The organism is Sphingomonas sp. Leaf22, assembly GCF_001421715.1.
Classification (GTDB): Bacteria; Pseudomonadota; Alphaproteobacteria; order Sphingomonadales; family Sphingomonadaceae; genus Sphingomonas.
In genome coordinates, this window is the sequence record NZ_LMKP01000001.1 from 216,840 (window position 1) to 234,037 (window position 17,198).

14 protein-coding genes are annotated in these 17,198 nt (G+C 66.4%); 7 read left to right on the top strand and 7 right to left on the bottom strand.

Features of this window, described 5'->3' with window-relative positions; genetic code table 11:
• Positions 1 to 123: 123 nt before the first annotated feature.
• From ASE70_RS01070 to ASE70_RS01085, 4 genes are all read right to left on the bottom strand, one after another.
• Entirely contained in the window at positions 124 to 951 is an 828-nt protein-coding gene (locus ASE70_RS01070; RefSeq protein WP_056500464.1) for a hypothetical protein, read from the bottom strand.
• 38 nt (positions 952 to 989) lie between these two features.
• Complete coding sequence (locus tag ASE70_RS01075) at positions 990 to 1,463, bottom strand: nuclear transport factor 2 family protein (RefSeq protein WP_056403422.1); 474 nt, start codon at positions 1,461 to 1,463, stop codon at positions 990 to 992.
• A gap of 281 nt (positions 1,464 to 1,744) precedes the next feature.
• Positions 1,745 to 1,990 carry a hypothetical protein gene (locus ASE70_RS01080; RefSeq protein WP_055999903.1) on the bottom strand — a complete coding sequence of 82 codons (246 nt, stop codon included), beginning with the start codon at positions 1,988 to 1,990 and terminating at the stop codon, positions 1,745 to 1,747.
• 142 nt (positions 1,991 to 2,132) lie between these two features.
• A complete protein-coding gene (locus tag ASE70_RS01085; RefSeq protein ID WP_056500467.1) occupies positions 2,133 to 3,491 on the bottom strand; it encodes a M20/M25/M40 family metallo-hydrolase in 1,359 nt (452 codons plus the stop codon).
• A gap of 295 nt (positions 3,492 to 3,786) precedes the next feature.
• On the opposite strand from ASE70_RS01085, the gene ettA reads away from it, so the two are divergent.
• Both ettA and ASE70_RS01095 read left to right on the top strand, forming a co-directional pair.
• Positions 3,787 to 5,466: an energy-dependent translational throttle protein EttA gene (gene ettA, locus ASE70_RS01090; RefSeq protein WP_056403428.1), complete on the top strand. Its 1,680-nt coding sequence runs from the start codon at positions 3,787 to 3,789 to the stop codon at positions 5,464 to 5,466.
• Positions 5,467 to 5,476: 10 nt separating this feature from the next.
• Complete coding sequence (locus ASE70_RS01095; protein ID WP_156347518.1) at positions 5,477 to 5,830, top strand: hypothetical protein; 354 nt, start codon at positions 5,477 to 5,479, stop codon at positions 5,828 to 5,830.
• Positions 5,831 to 6,168: 338 nt separating this feature from the next.
• Here ASE70_RS01095 and ASE70_RS01100 read toward each other — a convergent pair whose 3' ends face one another.
• The 3 genes from ASE70_RS01100 to ASE70_RS01110 all read right to left on the bottom strand — a co-directional run bounded on the left by ASE70_RS01100 (position 6,169) and on the right by ASE70_RS01110 (position 9,738).
• Positions 6,169 to 6,945: an NYN domain-containing protein gene (locus ASE70_RS01100; protein ID WP_056403434.1), complete on the bottom strand. Its 777-nt coding sequence runs from the start codon at positions 6,943 to 6,945 to the stop codon at positions 6,169 to 6,171.
• 274 nt (positions 6,946 to 7,219) lie between these two features.
• A complete protein-coding gene (greB, locus tag ASE70_RS01105) occupies positions 7,220 to 7,702 on the bottom strand; it encodes a transcription elongation factor GreB (RefSeq protein WP_056403437.1) in 483 nt (160 codons plus the stop codon).
• Positions 7,699 to 9,738, bottom strand: coding sequence for a lytic transglycosylase domain-containing protein (locus tag ASE70_RS01110; protein WP_056500469.1), 2,040 nt, complete (start codon positions 9,736 to 9,738; stop codon positions 7,699 to 7,701). The genes greB and ASE70_RS01110 overlap by 4 nt, the downstream gene beginning before the upstream one ends.
• 78 nt (positions 9,739 to 9,816) lie before the next feature.
• Here ASE70_RS01110 and dapA point away from each other — a divergent pair, with 78 nt between their 5' ends.
• The 5 genes from dapA (at position 9,817) to ASE70_RS01135 (ending at position 16,914) form a co-directional block, all read left to right on the top strand.
• The gene (gene dapA / locus ASE70_RS01115; protein ID WP_056500470.1) at positions 9,817 to 10,701 is read left to right on the top strand and encodes a 4-hydroxy-tetrahydrodipicolinate synthase; all 885 of its coding nucleotides are present in this window, start codon (positions 9,817 to 9,819) and stop codon (positions 10,699 to 10,701) included.
• Between the two features lie 65 nt (positions 10,702 to 10,766).
• Complete coding sequence (locus ASE70_RS01120; protein ID WP_056500473.1) at positions 10,767 to 13,379, top strand: ATP-binding protein; 2,613 nt, start codon at positions 10,767 to 10,769, stop codon at positions 13,377 to 13,379.
• A gap of 184 nt (positions 13,380 to 13,563) precedes the next feature.
• Entirely contained in the window at positions 13,564 to 14,046 is a 483-nt protein-coding gene (smpB, locus tag ASE70_RS01125; RefSeq protein WP_055759935.1) for an SsrA-binding protein SmpB, read from the top strand.
• Positions 14,039 to 14,620, top strand: coding sequence for a DUF2062 domain-containing protein (locus tag ASE70_RS01130; RefSeq protein ID WP_443024818.1), 582 nt, complete (start codon positions 14,039 to 14,041; stop codon positions 14,618 to 14,620). The genes smpB and ASE70_RS01130 overlap by 8 nt, the downstream gene beginning before the upstream one ends.
• Positions 14,621 to 14,850: 230 nt before the next feature.
• A complete protein-coding gene (locus ASE70_RS01135) occupies positions 14,851 to 16,914 on the top strand; it encodes a M13 family metallopeptidase (protein WP_056500812.1) in 2,064 nt (687 codons plus the stop codon).
• Positions 16,915 to 17,198 lie beyond the last annotated feature (284 nt).

Genomic DNA, 17,198 nt, shown 5'->3' on the forward strand with positions numbered 1-17,198 from the left:
AAGCTGTGCGAATGCAGCGGGATCGTCTTCGTCACGCGTCACCGCCGCCCGAGCTTGCTTCGTCCGACCTTACCACCCCGTTGCGCAGGATGGCGGACGGTGAGGGGAGCGCATCATCGATCGCTAAAGACTGGCAGGAGCAACGTCGCGCCGCATCGTCGTACGGGGCGGGACCAGATGCCATGCCCACCATAGCAGCGCCCCGCTCGCCAGCATCGCGGCGACTGCCAGCAGCAGCGGCGGCATATCGGTCAGCAGTATCGCGCAGCGGTGCCACGCGTCGGTATCGCCGATCGTCTCGAACGCGATCATCTGCGCGGCGGTTGCGATCGCGGCAAAGGCAAAGCCGACGCCGCGCGCCTCCCTGCGCATCGCAAGGACGATCGCGATCAGCAGCGTCAGGAGGTTAGCGAGTTCGAACGACAGGTGAAATCCGTCGAACCCCGCCACGCCGCCGCTCGGATAGCCGGGGACCGCCGGCAGCAACCGCCCGAGGATCGGCGGCAGCACCAGCAGCGCCGTTGCCAGCATCGCCGACGCATGCACCGCCACCCGACGTCGCTGCCATAGCGCATAGGCGACCATCGCGATCACGGCCGCCCCGGCGATCAGGTCGGCGATCGCCAACCGGGCACCATAGGCAGCGTGGAATGGATCGGCATCGGTCCGCCACGAAGATGCCATGCTGTGCAGCGCGAGCGGACCTGCCGCAGCGAACAGCGGCAGGACGACGAACGTGGCGAGGCCGCTTGCCCGGTGCCACGCTATGCGGCCGGTGGCGATCGACCAGCTTTGCGCGGTCAGCAGCGCCAGCCATGCGGTCGCGGTGATGCCGTGCGCATGCAGCGCGAACGGCGCGGTCCCCAATCGCCCGAAATAGCCGGGCCAGAAGGCGAGGGCGATCATCGGAAACAACAGGATCAACCATCGGTGCGCGTGGCGATAGGGCATGAGACCTCCCGAAGTGGCGACGCCGAGCCGGTGCCGGCTTACTGCGCTGCGGCGATCGTCGCCTGCCGGGCGATAAGCTGCCATCCGCCACTGCGCTTGGCCCAGACATCGGTGAAGGGGCGCAGCACCTGCTTGCCGGCACCCGGTCCCTTGATCGGAACCATGGTATCATACCCCATCACTACGGTGACCTCGGGCTTGCGGTCGATCAGCGAGATATGTTTGCGAAAATCGCGATAGTCGATCAGGTCCTGTGCCATCGCCGCGATCACCTCCTCGCGACGCAGGACGGCGTTGTTCGGCGCGTTGACCACGAAATCCTCGGCCCAGACGGTCCTGACCCCGGCGGCGTCATGTGCCATCATCGCATTGCCCAGCCGGCCATAGGCCGCACCTATTTCGGGCGGCATGGTGATCCCCGGTGCCGGTTGCGCGAGGGCGGGGGACGCCAACAGCAAGATCGCCGCCATCGGCAGGATCCATTTCCCAAAATTGCCCGTATGTCCGGTCACCGATCGCCTCCCGCCTATGGCGGAAACCATAGCGCGATCCACTGCCGCCGCCTGTCATCTATTTGGAGTAGATCGCGATGTACCGGTCGGTACCGCGACATCGGCGACGGGTCGGGCCTTCCGAAAGCCGGCGACCGGCAGGCCGCAATAATGCCTTATTCGTGCCATCGTGGGATCGCCGGCGTAACGATTCTGCACGCACGAAAAAGGGCGCCACCGTTGCCGGGGGCGCCCTTTCCGAAATCCGGTTTCCCGTGCCCCGAAGGACGCGGGAACATGGATTACATGCCGTTCAGCTCGGCCGAATTCTCGATCGCGTCCGACGCGTCTTCGGCGTTTTCCGAAGCGTTCATCAGGTCGGCGGCAACGGCTTCGTTCGACGTGTTCTCAGCCTGCGCTTCGAGGTTGTCGGCCAGCATTTCCAGGTTGTCCGACGCTGCGTCCGCGGCGTTGTCGGTCGGGGTGTTCTTGCAAGCGGCGACCGAGAGGAGGCCGGCTGCGGCGGCGACGAGCATGATCTTCTTCATAAGGGTAACTCCCAGAGAAATCCATTTCGCGAGAGGCCGGCGTCACCGCCGTCGCGAAGTTGCCGCAATAGCGCCTTCCACGCTGTCGTCAATCGCCAATTGTGGCAAGAATGCGGCTTTGCGACCAATGGTTAACCGTTGGTCACTTGCGACGAAACGGTCCGATCGGTTCCGGCGCGTTGGTAACGATGGCCAGCATCGCCGTCCATGCCGCTACGTTCTGGCGCAATTGTTCCGGGTCGACCTTGTCCAGCGTATCGTCGGGCGTGTGGTGCAGATCGAAGTAGCGCAGCCCCGATTGGGCCAGATCAACCGCTGCAACATTTTGCGCCAGCGTCGGCCCGATATCTGTCCCGTCCCCGGCCACGGCGGTTCCTCGCGTGATGCCAAGCGGGGCGAGCGCGGTCGCCAGACGGTCTCCGATCGCGGTCGATTCGGGGGGCAGGGCGACGTCGAACTTCCAGATGCGGTCGGCCCCGAAATCGCTCTCCGCGGCCACGGCATGGCGGTCACCGGCATGCGCCTTCGCATAAGCCGCGCCGCCGACGCCGCCCACCTCCTCCGCGCCGAACCACACGACCCGGATCGTGCGGCGCGGACGGCCGGCGTCCATGATCCGCTTGGCGGCGGCGGTGGTGATGCCCAGACCTGCGGCATCGTCGATCGCGCCGGTGCCGAGATCCCAGCTGTCGAGATGCCCGCCGATCAGGACGATCCCGGCGGCCGGATCGCTGCCCGGAACCTCCGCGATGACATTGCCCGATTCGCGCATGCCGATCTGGCGCGGGGTCAGCGTCAGGCGCAACCGGACCGGCTGTCCGCGCTTCAGCACGCGTTCGAGCTGTTCGGCGTCGGGCACCGACAGCGCGCCCGCCGGGATGGGCGTCGTACCGGCGGGGAAGCTGGTGCTGCCGGCATGCGGGTTGCGATGATGATCGGTGCCGACCGAGCGGATGACGATCGCCGCCGCCCCCTTCTGCGCAGCGATCGCCGGGCCGGCGCGACGGACCGCGCCGAACGCGCCATAGCTCGACCCGTCCTGCGTTGCGGCCATGGCGTGGCTGACGAACGCGATCTTGCCATTCAGGCTACCGGCCGGCGCCGCCTTCAGATCGTCGAGCGTCGGGAAATAGACGATCTCCGCTTCCAGTCCCTTCGCCGGCGTCGCTCCCGAATTGCCGAGCGCGGTGATCGCCAGGGGCTGTGGGAAGGGGCTGACGATCGCGGCACGTTCCTCGCCCCGCACCCACACCGGCATCTGATAGGGTTCGATGTGGACATTGCTGAACCCCAATGCCTTCAGCCGCGTCATCGCCCAGTCGCGGGCGCGCGCCTCGTCGGGGGTGCCGGCAAGACGCGGGCCGATCTCGGTCGTCAGCCCCTCGGTAATGTCCCATGCGACGGTGTCGTTCAGCGCCGCATCGCGCAGAGTGGCGACGTCCATCGGCTGCGCGAACGCGGGCAGGGGCAGGGCAAGGGCGGCTAAGAGCAGACGGCGCATGGAGTTCCCCTTTTTGGTTCTGTGCCGTTCCATACGGTCAGCTTGGAAGAACGCAAATCCTCCCCGTGGGCGGGGAGGATGACCAGCGAAGCTGGTGGAGGGGGAGAGCCGCATATGAAACCGTTGCGTTGCGAGGCGATCCCCCTCCACCATGCTTCGCATGGTCCCCCTCCCCGTGCCGGGGAGGATTGGTCCGCCGCGCCAAAGTTCCCCGCGTTGCCAAGTCCCCGGCCCGTCGCTACATCGCGGCAAACGCTTATACCCCTTCCCGACATTCGAAACGGAGCCTTCGGCAATGGCCGTACAGTACAGCTATGTGATGAAGGGTCTGACCAAGACCTTCCCCGGCGCGAACAAGCCGGTGCTGAACAACATCCACCTGCAATTCCTGCCTGACGCGAAGATCGCGATCATCGGTCCGAACGGCGCGGGCAAGTCCACGCTGATGAAGGTCATGGCGGGGATGGACACCGAATTCACCGGCGAGGCATGGGCCGCCGAGGGGATCAAGGTCGGCTATCTGGCGCAGGAACCCAAGCTCGACAACACGAAGACGGTGATGGAGAACGTCAAGGACGGCGTCCGTCCGGTCGCCGATCTGGTCGATCGCTTCAACGCCATCTCGGCCGAAATGGGCGATCCGCAGGACGATACCGATTTCGACAAGCTGCTCGAGGAAATGGGCGAACTGCAGGCGAAGATCGATGCGGTCGACGGCTGGAGCCTCGACAACCAGCTCGAAATCGCGATGGAGGCGTTGCGCTGCCCGCCGGGCGACGCATCGGTCGAAAACCTGTCGGGTGGTGAAAAGCGCCGCGTCGCGCTGTGCAAGCTGCTGCTCGAAAAGCCGCAAATCCTGCTGCTCGACGAACCGACCAACCATCTCGACGCCGAAAGCGTCGGCTGGCTGGAAAATTACCTGAAGGAATATACCGGCAACGTCATCCTCGTGACCCACGACCGGTACTTCCTCGACAATGTCGTCAACTGGGTGCTCGAACTCGATCGCGGGCGCTACTACACCTATGAATCCAACTATTCGGGCTATCTGGAAAAGAAGGCCAAGCGCCTCGAACAGGAAGAGCGCGACGAGGCCGGCAAGGCCAAGGCGATCCAGGACGAGCTGGCATGGATGCGGCAGACGCCCAAGGCGCGCCAGACCAAGTCCAAGGCCCGCATCCGCGCCTTCGACGAACTGGTCAAGAACCAGGAAAATCGCGTCGTCGGCAAGGCGCAGATCCTGATCCAGATTCCCGACCGGCTCGGCGGCAAGGTGATCGAGGCCGAAGGGCTCACCAAGGCCTATGGCGACAAGCTGCTGTTCGAGAATCTTGACTTCAACCTGCCGCCGGGCGGCATCGTCGGCGTGATCGGCCCGAACGGCGCGGGCAAATCGACGCTGTTCAAGCTCATCACCGGGCAGGAACAGCCCGATGGCGGCACGATCGAGGTCGGGCAGACGGTGAAGCTCGGCTATGTCGACCAGTCGCGCGACGATCTCGATCCCAACAAGAATGTCTGGGAAGAAGTGTCGGACGGCCTCGACGTGTTCCGTTTCGGCAAGCAGGAACTGGGCACGCGCGCCTATGTCGGTGCGTTCAACTTCAAGGGGCAGGACCAGCAGAAGAAGGTCGGCCAGCTGTCGGGCGGTGAGCGCAACCGCGTCCACATCGCCAAGATGCTCAAGGAGGGCGGCAACGTCCTGCTGCTCGACGAGCCGACCAACGACCTCGACGTCGAGACGCTGCGGGCGCTCGAAGAGGCGCTGGAATCGTTCGCGGGCTGCGCCGTGGTCATCAGCCACGATCGCTTCTTCCTCGATCGCCTGTGCACTCATATCCTCGCCTTCGAAGGCGACAGCCATGTCGAATGGTTCGAAGGCAATTTCGAAGCCTATGAGGCCGACAAGCGTCGCCGCATGGGCGATGCCGCCGATCGTCCGACCCGTCTGGCATACAAGAAGCTGACGCGCTGAACCCTTGCCGGTGGTCGAGGAAAACGGGGCGGGGTCGGAATACCCCGCCGATGCGATCCGCTACCGCCTCGACCAGCAGCGGATTCCGGCCGAATTCGGCGGGACTGCGCTGCGCAGCCACGACATCGTGCGGGCAGCCAACGCGGTCAACTATGCCTGTGGCGAGGGCACCAGTCCGGTGCGGATCGAAACGCGGTGCGCCGATGGCTCCCTGACGATGACGGTCGCGGATCGGGGCTACCCGAAGGGGCTGGACCCGACCGCGTCGCGGCCGACCAGCCTCGGCATGCGGATGGTGAACAGCCTGACCCGGCAACTGGGCGGTACGCTGGCGTTCGAGGACGCCCGGCCGGGGCCCGCATAGTGCTTTCGATGCCGTCGCCCGAAGGGGTTCAGGGGCCGGCCGGGGCATGCCCCGTTCGCCTCACCGCTCCCGTTTGCTTCGAGCCGGTTCGCGCTTGTCGAGAACCGACCGTCGAGAATCTCGTTCAACGCATCCCACCGTTCGTCCTGCGTAGCCATAGAGCGTGTCGAAATGGCGTATCGAAGGACCGCCACGGGTGCTTCGATACGGATCTTCGACTTCGCTCAGCCCCTACTCCGCACGAACGGGGTTGTGGGTAGCGGCACCGCCTTCTCGACCTCCGGTTCCCGACAGGCTCGAACCTCCTCGAAGCAAGCGGATATCGTGAGGCGTTGACCTCAAACCAGCTTCACGAACACCCCGGTATCGCGCCGCTCGACCTCGAACGCCTTCACCTTCTCGATCAGGTCCGACAGGCGTTTGAACCCGTAATTGCGCGTATCGAAGCTCGACCGGTTGGCGGCGCGCTGCCCCACTTCCGACAGGCTGGCAAAGCCGCGCTTGTCGACCTTCGACGCGTCATAGGCGTCGGACAACAGCTTCACGAGCGCGGCGTCGATCTTCTGCTGCTTGCGGGCCGGGGCGGGGGCCGGCTTGGCCGCCGGGGTCGCGGCGGGCGCGGCCACGCCGCCGATCGCCGGTGGCAGCGGCATGTTCGCGACGTCCTCGACATCGAGCGACCCGACATCGATGAACCGGGTGCAGCTTTCGCGGAAGCCCTCGGGCGTGCGGTCGGTGCCGAAGCCATAGACCGGCACCCCTTCCTGCCGGATGCGCTGCGCCAGCGGCATAAAATCGCTGTCCGACGACATGATCCCGAACCCGGTGATCCGCCCGCGCAACAACAGGTCCATCGCATCGATGGTCATCCGCATGTCGGTCGCGTTCTTGCCCTTGGTAATGTCGAATTGCTGGAACGGCTCGATCCCGTGGCGCATCAACAGCGCCTTCCAGCTTTTCAGCCCCGGCTTTTCCCAATTACCATAGGCGCGGCGGACATTGACCGTGCCGAACTCGGCCAGCACCGTCAGCACCGAATCGAGATAGGCGGCACCGGCATTGTCGGCATCGATCAGCAACGCGACGTTGCCGGTGGGGTGGGGGAGGTGGATCATGGCCGACGGTCTAGCCCAGCTGCCCGCCCGCCGCCATGCCTGCCGAACGCTCGCCTGTCACTCCGGAGCAAGTCGAGACCTCTGCGAAAATAGTAATCTTAGCCGCAAACTGACCGTACCCCCGCGCAGGCGGGGGTCCAGAGCCAAGCAGAACAGCGGTTTGCGCTTGGAACCCTGGGCCCCCGCCTGCGCGGGGGTACGGCAGGGGGACGGGTCGCGACTTCCGCAGAGGTCCCGATCAAGTCCGGGGTGACGAAGGGGCAGGAGTCCACCCTCACGGATAGACGATCGCCATCACCTCATACTCCTTGGCCCCGACCGGCAGCACCACCGTCCGTACGTCGCCGACCGCGCTTCCGCGCAGGGCGCGCGCCATTGGCGAATTCCAGCCGATCCGCCCACGGCCGGCATCGGCTTCGTCGTCGCCGACCAGTTCCAGCGTGCGGTGGTTGTCGTCCTCGTCGGCGATTGTGACCGTCGCGCCGAACCAGGCCCGCCCGCGTTCGGTCTGCGCGGCGGGGTCGACGACCCGCGCCGCCTTCATCCGTTTGGCGAGGAACCCCAATCGCCGGTCGATCTCGCGCAGCCGTTTGCGACCATAGATATAGTCGCCATTTTCCGACCGGTCGCCATTGCCCGCGGCCCATGCAATGACGTCGACCAGCTTCGGTCGCTCGCTGCCCAGCAACTGGTCATATTCGGCCTTCAACACGGCATAGCCCGCCGCGGTGATATAATTCGGACGCGGCTCGTTCATCCCGGTCGATTCTTCCCCAGATACCAGCTCAGATTGTTCGGCCCGCGCGACCGCGCCTTGTCGGTATGGATCAGGTCATAGACGACGGCATTTTCGAGCACGCGCTGCACATAGCCGCGCGTTTCGGACAGCGGGATCTTTTCGATCCATTCGACCATGTCGACGCCCGGCGTGCGCGGGTCGCCATTGGCGCGCAGGAACTTGTTCACATTGCCCGGCCCGGCATTGTACGCCGCGATCGCCAGCGGATAGCTGCCGCCATAATAATCGAGCATCCGCTGAATATAGCTCGATCCCAACGCCATGTTGAACGCCGGGTCGTTCAATGCGGTCGGGCTATAGGTCAGGCCCAGCTTGGTCGCGGTCTCCCGCGCGGTGCCCGGCATCAACTGCATCAACCCGCGCGCACCGGCGCGGCTGACGGCGGTGCGGTCGAACTGGCTTTCCTGTCGGGCGATCGCGTGGATCAGCGTGAACTGGTCCTGTTGCGGCCCGCCGACCGGCACCGACGGATAGCCTGCCAGCGTATAGTCGCTATGCCCGTTCAGCAGCGCGCTGCGCCCGACCATCACCGCCAGGTCGGGCCGGTCGATCGTTTTGGCCAGTTCGACCGCCAGCGCGTGGTCGGTGTCGCTGCGCGCATCCTCGGCGATCTTGCGGATGAACAGGCTCTGGTCGGCATATTGCCCGGTGCGCCCCAGATAGCGGACGGCCCGCGCGATCTCGCCGTTCATATAGGCGGTGCGAAGATCGGCCGGCACCGCCGTCGCGACGGCGGTCGCGGGCGGGGCGCGCAGCGGACGGCCGATCCGTTCACTCGCCAACTGGCCATAGAACAGGTCGCCCAGATCGGCGGCCTGCGCATACCAGCGATCGGCGGTCGGCCGGTCACCCGCCGCCTCCGCCGCGCGGCCCGCCCAGTAATAGCCCTTGGTCCGTACGGTCGGCGTACGCGATCCGCTGGCATAGCGGGCGAACATGCCGGTCGCGTCGCTCGGCCGGTTCAGCTGCTGGAGCGCCACCGTGCCGGCCAGCCACGCAAGGCTGGTATAGTCGTCGCGCTCGCCATAGCCGGCATCGGCGACGACCGTGCCCACCGGAAACGCGTCGTCGATCTGCGACGCGATGCGCCAGGCAAGATCATATTGGCTGTCCGCCTGCGCCGCGCGGGCATTGGTCAGCAGGACTTCGAGCCATTCCTCGACATCGCCCGGGCTTCGCGACAGCCGGCGCGGCTGCGCCAGATAGGCGCGCGCTGCCCCCGACTGGCCCGATCCGCGCAGCCAGCTGGCGCGATCGGCGATATAGCCCGGATCGGCGCGATCGACGCCCGCCTGCTCGGCGCGGACGCTGGCGTCGGCGGCATTGGTGCGGAACGCCATGCGCGCGTCGAACGTCGGCCGCATCGCTGCCGAGACATAGCCGACCTGCCGCAGGCCGGCGGTCGTCGCCCCTTGCCACAACAGCCTGTCCATCCGCGCGTCGTGATCGGCAGGGGCCAGCGCGCTGGCGAACCGGCCGATCAACTGTGCCTCGTCGGCGGGACGCAACACGCCGCGCCGCCATGCCGCCCGTGCCGCCATCTGCGCCTCGGGCAGGCGACCGCTTGCCGCCAGCGCCTCGGCATAGCGCAACTGCCCGGCGGCAGTGCGCGGCGGGAAGCGGGTGAAGAAGCGCAACACCGTCGCCACATCCTGTCCGCCATCGGGCAGCACCGTTTCGGCCGCCGCGCGCCGGCTGGTCTCGCCCGGAAAGCCCGGATGCGTCAGCAGGAACCGGGCATAGTCGGCGAACGGATAATTATCCGATTGCTGCAAGCGTTTCCATTCGGACAGCACCGGCTGGATCGGATCATAGGGGACCGGTGCGGGCATCGGCTGCACCATCGGCTGGGCGACCGGCATGGCCGGTTGCGCGCGGGGCAGGGGGTTGGCGGGCGGGGCCATCTGCGGAGCGGTCTGGAACAGCCCGGTGGCCATGGCGGCGCTCGCGACGCCGGTGAGCAGGAACGCGCTCTTGAACACGGTGGTCAGCATACTGGACATGATATGGAAGCGCGCCCTATCTGTCGCCACCTTTTCGGCCCGAATCCCTCTCCACGGAGCGCAACCACCATGTTTTCCGGCTCGATCCCGGCGCTCGTCACGCCGTTTGCGGACGGCAATTTCGACGAAGCCTCGTTCCGCGCGCTGGTCGACTGGCAGGTGGAAAGCGGATCGAGCGCGCTGGTCCCGTGCGGCACCACCGGCGAGGCGGCGACGATGACGATCGAGGAGCATGACCATGTCGTGCGCGTCTGCGTCGATCAGGCCGCCGGGCGCGTGCCGGTGATCGCCGGTTGCGGATCGAACGACACCGCGGTCGCGCTGCATCATATCCATGCCGCCAAGGCAGCGGGTGCCGCCGCCGCGCTGCTCGTTCCGCCCTATTACAACCGCCCCAATCAGGAAGGTGTGTTCCGCCATTTCGAGGTGCTGGCGCGTGATGGCGGCCTGCCGATCGTCCTCTACAACGTCCCCGGCCGCACCATCACCGACATCGCGGTCGAGACGGTCGAGCGCATCGTGAAGGCGTTTCCCGATGTCGTCGTGGGCATCAAGGACGCGACCGGACAGATGGCGCGGGTATCCGAACATCGCGCCCGCTGCGGCAACGGCTTCGCGCAACTGTCGGGCAATGACGACATGGCGCTCGCCTTCAACGCGATGGGCGGGGTGGGAGCGATCTCGGTCACCGCGAATGTCGCGCCGGCAATGTGCGCCGAGTTTCAGGATGCGTGTGCGACGGGCGATTATGGCCGGGCGCTGACGATCCAGGACCGGCTCTATCCGCTGCACGACGCACTGTTCAGCGATGCGTCGCCGGGGCCGGTCAAATACGCGCTGGGCCGGGTCCGTCCGGGCTTTCCGACCGACCTGCGCCTGCCGATGACGCCACCGTCGGCGGCGTCGCGGGCGGCGGTCGATGCCGCGCTGGCGCATGCCGGGCTGGTCGGCTGAAATGCAGTCGAGCTTCGCCACCCGTTATTGCGGGAGCACCACGTCGATCGTAAAACGTCGTTCATATGCCTAACGGACACCTGTCGCAGCAGACCATTACCGGTCGCGAGATCGCTGCCCATGACTGGTCGCGCACGTCGCTCGGCCCGATCGATTCCTGGCCGGTATCGCTTCGATCGCTGCTGGCGATGATGCTCTCCTGCCCCACGCCGATGTTCCTGGCATGGGGGCCGGAGCTGCGCTGCTTCTATAACGATGCCTATCGACCGTTGCTGGGCATCCGGATCGCCGGCGCGCTGGGCGAGCGATTCGACATCGTCTGGTCGAACATCTGGGACGAATTGCTGCCGCTGGTCGAGCAGACGATGGCCGGCGGCAGCGTCACCGCGACCGACATGAAGCTCGACCTCGCCCGCACCGGCGAGCCCGAGGACAGCTGGTGGAGCTTCACCTATTCCCCCGCCTTCGACGATGAGGGCCGGGTCGCGGGCCTGCTGTGCGTCACCGGCGAGACGACCGCCCGCGTCGTGGCCGAGCGCGAGCGCGCCGCCGCCGACGAACGGTTGCAACAGGCATTGTCGGCGGGCCGCCATATCGGCGCATGGGACTGGGACGTGCAGGGCGACGTCGTCCGCGCCGATTCGCGCTTCGCCTTGCTCTACGGCGTCGATCCGGCGGTGGCGGAGGCGGGGGCGCCGATCGGCACCTTCTTCGCCGCGATCCACCCCGACGATCTGCCACGAGCGCAAGAGCAGATCGCGGTGGCGATGGACCCGGCGGGCGACGGCACCTTCATCGCCGAATATCGCGTGGTGCGTGCCGACGGGACCAGCCGCTGGGTCTCGGCGCAGGGCCGGTGCAGCTTCGACGACGAAGGCCGCCCCGCCCATTTCCCTGGCGTCAGCTACGACATCGACGACCGCAAACAGGCCGAGCTGGCGACGCTGGCGGCGAAGGTCGAGCGCGAGTTCGTCCTGTCGCTCAGCGCCCGTCAGCGCGCGGCGACCGATCCCGAAACGATCATGCGGTTCACCGCCCGGGCGCTCGGCGAACGGCTCGACGTCCACCGCGTCTGCTTCGCGCGGGTCGGGGAGAATCGTGTCCGCTATATCGCCGGTTGGAACGACGGCGCGCTGCCGCCGCTGATCGGCGATCATTCGATCGACCGGATGGGCCGGAGCAACACGTCGCTGCTGCGCGCCGGCCGGACGGTTGTGTCCGACGCCTTTGCACAGGACGACCGGTTCGAGCCCGATACCGTCGCCAGCTACAGCGCGAGGTCGGGCCTTGCCGTACCGCTGCGGCGCGACGGGCGGCTCGAAGGGTTGCTCATCATCGGTCATGCCGAACCCCGCCACTGGCTGCCGGGCGAAATCGCGCTGGTGCAGGAAGTCGCGGAGATCAGCTGGGTCACGATCCAGCGCGCCGATGCGCTGCTCCGGCTGGAGGCGAAGGTCGGGCGACAGGGTGCGCAGCTCGAACGGGTCGCGACCGAACTCCACGACGCCGCCTCCGCCCGCGCCGCTGCCGAAACCCAGGTACGCCAGTTGCAGAAGATGGAGGCCGTCGGCCAGCTGACCGGCGGCATCGCGCATGATTTCAACAATATGCTGGCGGTGGTGATCGGCGGGCTCGACATGATCGACCGGCGGCTCGCCAGCGGTCGCTACGATGTCGGCGGCTATGTCGAGGCGGCGAAGGACGGCGCCACCCGCGCCGCCGCGCTGACCCAGCGGCTGCTCGCCTTTTCGCGCCAGTCGCCGCTGTCGCCCGAACCGGTCGAGGGCAACCGCCTGATCGCCGACCTGACCGACCTGCTCGCGCGGACGCTGGGCGAACGCATCGCGGTGGAGACGGTGCTCGGTGCCGGCCTGTGGCGGGCGGAGGCCGATCGCGGGCAGCTCGAAAATGCGATCGTTAATCTTGCCGTCAACGCCCGCGACGCGATGCCCGACGGCGGACGGCTGACGATCGAAACCGCGAACGCCCATGTCGGCGACGATTATGCGCGCGAGGCGGACATGGCGGCCGGGCAATATGTGCTGATCGCGGTCAGCGATACCGGCACCGGCATGCCGCCCGAGGTGCTGGCCAAGGCGTTCGATCCGTTCTTCACCACCAAACCGGTCGGGCGCGGCACCGGCCTTGGCCTCAGCCAGGTGTTCGGCTTCGTCCGTCAGTCGCGCGGGCATGTTCGCATCTATAGCGAGCCGGGGGTGGGGACGACGGTCCGCCTCTATCTGCCGCGCTTCTATGGCGAGACGCCGACCCCGACCCCCCGCCTGACCACCGGGCCGGTGCGCGGCGGCGGCGCGCATGAATCGATCCTGGTGGTCGAGGACGAGATGCGCGTCCGCAGCTTCTCGGTCGAGGTGCTGCGCGATCTCGGCTACACCGTCTTCCATGCGTCGGACGGGTTCGAGGCGGTCGAGATGCTCGAAAACGGGTTGCAGGTGACCCTGCTGTTCACCGACGTGGTGATGCCGCGCATGACCGGGCGCGAGCTTGCCGACCGCGCGCTGACCATGTTCCCCGGACTGCGCGTGCTCTACACCACCGGCTATACCCGCAACGCCGTGGTGCATAACGGCGTGCTCGATCCGGGGACGCGGTTGCTGCCCAAGCCGTTCGACGTCGACGAACTGGCAAGGAAGGTCCGGGAAGCGCTGGACGCGTAAGTCCTCCCCGGCACGGGGAGGGGGACCAGCGAAGCTGGTGGAGGGGGCGGTCCGCACACGCAACGCTGCGGTGCGCCGCCACCCCCCTCCACCACCGCTACGCGGCGGTCCCCCTCCCCGCGGGGCGGGGAGGACTTTGCGGCCGGCGCTTCCCCTGCGCCCCCTGACCTCCTATGTCCCGCGCATGAGCCGTCCGCGTCCCCAGCTGTTCGACAAGAAAAAGACCGTCGCCGAAAACCGCCGCGCGCGGTTCGATTACGAGATCGACACCGTGTACGAGGCCGGGATCGCCCTGACCGGCACCGAAGTGAAAGCGTTGCGCTTCGGCGAGGGGTCGATTGCCGAAAGCTATGCCGATGTCCGCGACGGGCAGGTGTGGCTCATCAATTCCAACGTCCCCGAATTCAGCCACGGCAACCGCTTCAATCACGAACCGCGTCGTCCGCGTAAACTGCTGCTTCACGAACGTGAGATAAACAAGATGCACGGCGCGGTGGCGCGCGACGGCATGACGCTGATCGCGCTATCGGTGTATTTCAACGGCAAGGGGCGGGCGAAGGTCGAACTGGCACTGGCCAAGGGTCGCAAGACCCACGACAAGCGCGAGCACATCAAGGAACGGGACTGGAAGCGTGAACAGGGAAGGTTGCTCCGCGACCGTGGCTGATCCCGCTGGCGACGACCGGGGGCTGGGCAGCCGTGCGCTCCGCTGGGTCCGCGCGAACCTGCCGACGCGCGAATCGATGGAGGCCAACCGCTTCCTGCGGCCGGTCGCGCACCGTGTCCTCGCGCCCGAATTATGGCGATTCACCCGCCGCTCGGTCCCGCGCGGCGTGGCGCTGGGCATGTTTACCGGCATCCTGATCCCGCTGGGTCAGATTCCGGCGTCGGCGGTCCTCGCGCTGCCGCTTCGCGCCAATGTGCCGGCGGCGGCGCTGACCACTTTCTTCACCAACCCGATCACCACGCCGCTGCTGTTCATTCTCTATTACAAGGTCGGGGCATGGTTGCTCCACCTCGACCGGGTCGTGCCGGGCCGGCCGATCGGCGACGCCGTCGCCACGCCGCCGGGCTGGCTCGAATGGCTGGTGGCGGAGGTCGGCCCGGCGACCGCGCTCGGCATGGTCGTGTGCTCGGTGGTCGGCGCGGTGCTGGGCTATGCGGTCGCGGCGCTCGGTTGGCGGTGGTGGATCGCCGCCAAGTGGAAGCGGCGGGGGCATGGAGCGCGGGCTTCCCTATAGCATCTCCGTTCGGTTCGAGCAGCTTCGAGCTTGTCGAGAAGCGTCCGTCGAGAACCCTGTGTTTGGGGCAACCCCTTCTCGACTACGGTTCTCGACAAGCTCGAACCTGCGCTCGAAGCAAACGGAGATGGAAAGGACGCGAGAGGGCCTTTTGGGTCAAACCAGATATTGACGATCGATATGCCGGGGTGCAGCATGACCGTATCACCCGATACGAAGAGGCTTTCCCGATGCGGCGTAGTTTCGTCCTGACCACCTTGCTCGCGGCTTCCGCTTTGTCGGCCTGCGCGACCACGCAGCCCGTCGAGACGGCCACGCCCACCCCCGCGACCGCCATGGCCGAGCCTGCGCCGGCACCCAAGCCCGAGATCGGCGACTTCGGCTTCGACGTCACCGGCATGGATCGCGCGGTGAAGCCGGGCGACAATTTCTACAAATATGCCAATGGCGCGTGGGAAAAGATCACGCCGATCCCCGCCGACAAGTCGAGCTACGGCATGTTCACCGCGCTGGACGACCTGTCGAAGACGCGGACCCGCGAGCTGCTCGATGAGGCGAAGGGCGATCCCAACTCGAAGATCGGGGTCGCCTATGCGACCTTCCTCGACAGCGACGCGATCGAGGCGAAGGGGCTGGCCCCGATCCAGCCGTGGCTGACCGAAATCAAGGGCCTTTCGTCCAAGGCCGGCTATGCCGCGCTCGCGGCGAAGGCAGCGCAGACCGGTGTTGGCGGGCCGTTCGGTGCCTATGTCGGTCCTGACGACAAGCAGCCGCAGGTCTATGCGTTGCAGAGCGCACAAGGCGGCATCGGCCTGCCCGACCGCGATTACTATCTGTCGACCGACGCCAAGCTGGTCGAAACGCGCAAGGCCTACGAAGCGCATCTCGCCAAGGTGCTGACGCTGGCGGGTGAATCGAATGCAGCGGCGCGGGCCAAGGCGGTCGTCGACTTCGAAACGAAGATTGCCCGCGCGCACTGGACCCGGATCGAAAGCCGCGACGCGAACAAGACCTATAACAAGATGACCGTCGCCGAACTGCAGCGCAAAGCGCCGGGGTTCGACTTCGCGACCTATTTCCGCACCCTCGGTGCCAGCACCCCCGATGTGATCGTCGCCCAGCCGACCGCGTTCACCGGCATGGCCAGGGTGATCGGCGCGGCCCCGATCGGCGTGCTGAAAGACCAGTTGCTGCTCCGCTCGCTCGACAATTTTGCGAGCGTGCTGCCCAAGGCGTTCGATGCCGAGAATTTCGCCTTTTACGGCACCGTCCTGTCGGGCACGCCGCAGCAGGAGGAACGGTGGAAGCGTGCGGTCGACTTCACGTCGGAGGCGGTCGCCGACGATGTCAGCAAGGCCTATGTCGCGAAATTCTTCCCGCCCGCGACCAAGGCGGCGGCGGACGAACTGGTCCGCAACGTGACCGAGGCGATGGGCCGCCGGATCGATAACCTCGACTGGATGGCACCCGAGACCAAGGCGAAGGCGCGCGCCAAGCTGGCCGCGTTCACGCCCAAGATCGGTTATCCCGACCAGTGGCGCGACATGAGCGACCTGACGATTACGCCCGGCGACGCGTTGGGCAACATGGTCCGCGCGAACCAGTGGCAGCAGCGTTACAACGTCCAGCATCTCGGCAAGCCGATCCAGAAATGGGAATGGTTCATGACGCCGATGACGGTGAACGCCTATGCGAATCCGGTCATGAACGAGATCGTGTTCCCCGCCGCGATCCTGCAGCCGCCCTTCTTCGATCCCAACGCCGATCCGGCGATCAATTACGGCGCGATCGGCGCGGTGATCGGGCACGAAATCAGCCACCATTTCGACGATCAGGGTCGCAAATACGACGTCAACGGCAGCCTGACCGACTGGTGGACCGCCGAGGACGTGAAGCGGTTCGACGAACGCACCGCCGCACTGGTCAAACAATATGACGCCTACGAACCGCTGCCCGGCATGCATGTGAAGGGCGAGTTGACGCTGGGCGAAAATATCGCCGATCTGGCCGGGCTGACCGCGGCATGGGATGCCTATTCCCATGCCTATCCGGGCGAGCAGAAGGCGATCGACGGCTTCACCCCCGAACAGCGTTTCTATCTCGGCTGGGCACAGGTGTGGCGGCGCAGCTACCGCGAGGCGAATCTGCGCCAGCGGCTGCTGACCGATCCGCACAGCCCGTCCGAACAGCGCGCGTGGGTCGTCCGCAATCTCGACCCGTGGTATTCGGGTTACAAGCCGGCGGCGGGCGAATATCTGTTCCTGCCCCCCGAACAGCGCGTCCGCATCTGGTAAATGCCGTTCCCTCTCCCCGTTAGGGGAGAGGGATGCGCAGACTTGGTCTTTGCATCTGCAAAGGCCTAGGGCCGACCGACATTCAGTAAGGTTTCGACTTCTCCCCTCTCTGACAAGGGAGGGGTCGGGGGTGGGTTGGCCAGCGAGGAAGCGACTCGCCCAGCCCCAGACCGACCCACCCCCAGCCCCTCCCTTGTCAGGAAGGGGAGAATTTCGCTGGCCTGACAGCTTAATGTCGATTGGCTTTAGTCGAAGCTGGGAGGGGGGCGCTCGCTGATGCGAGC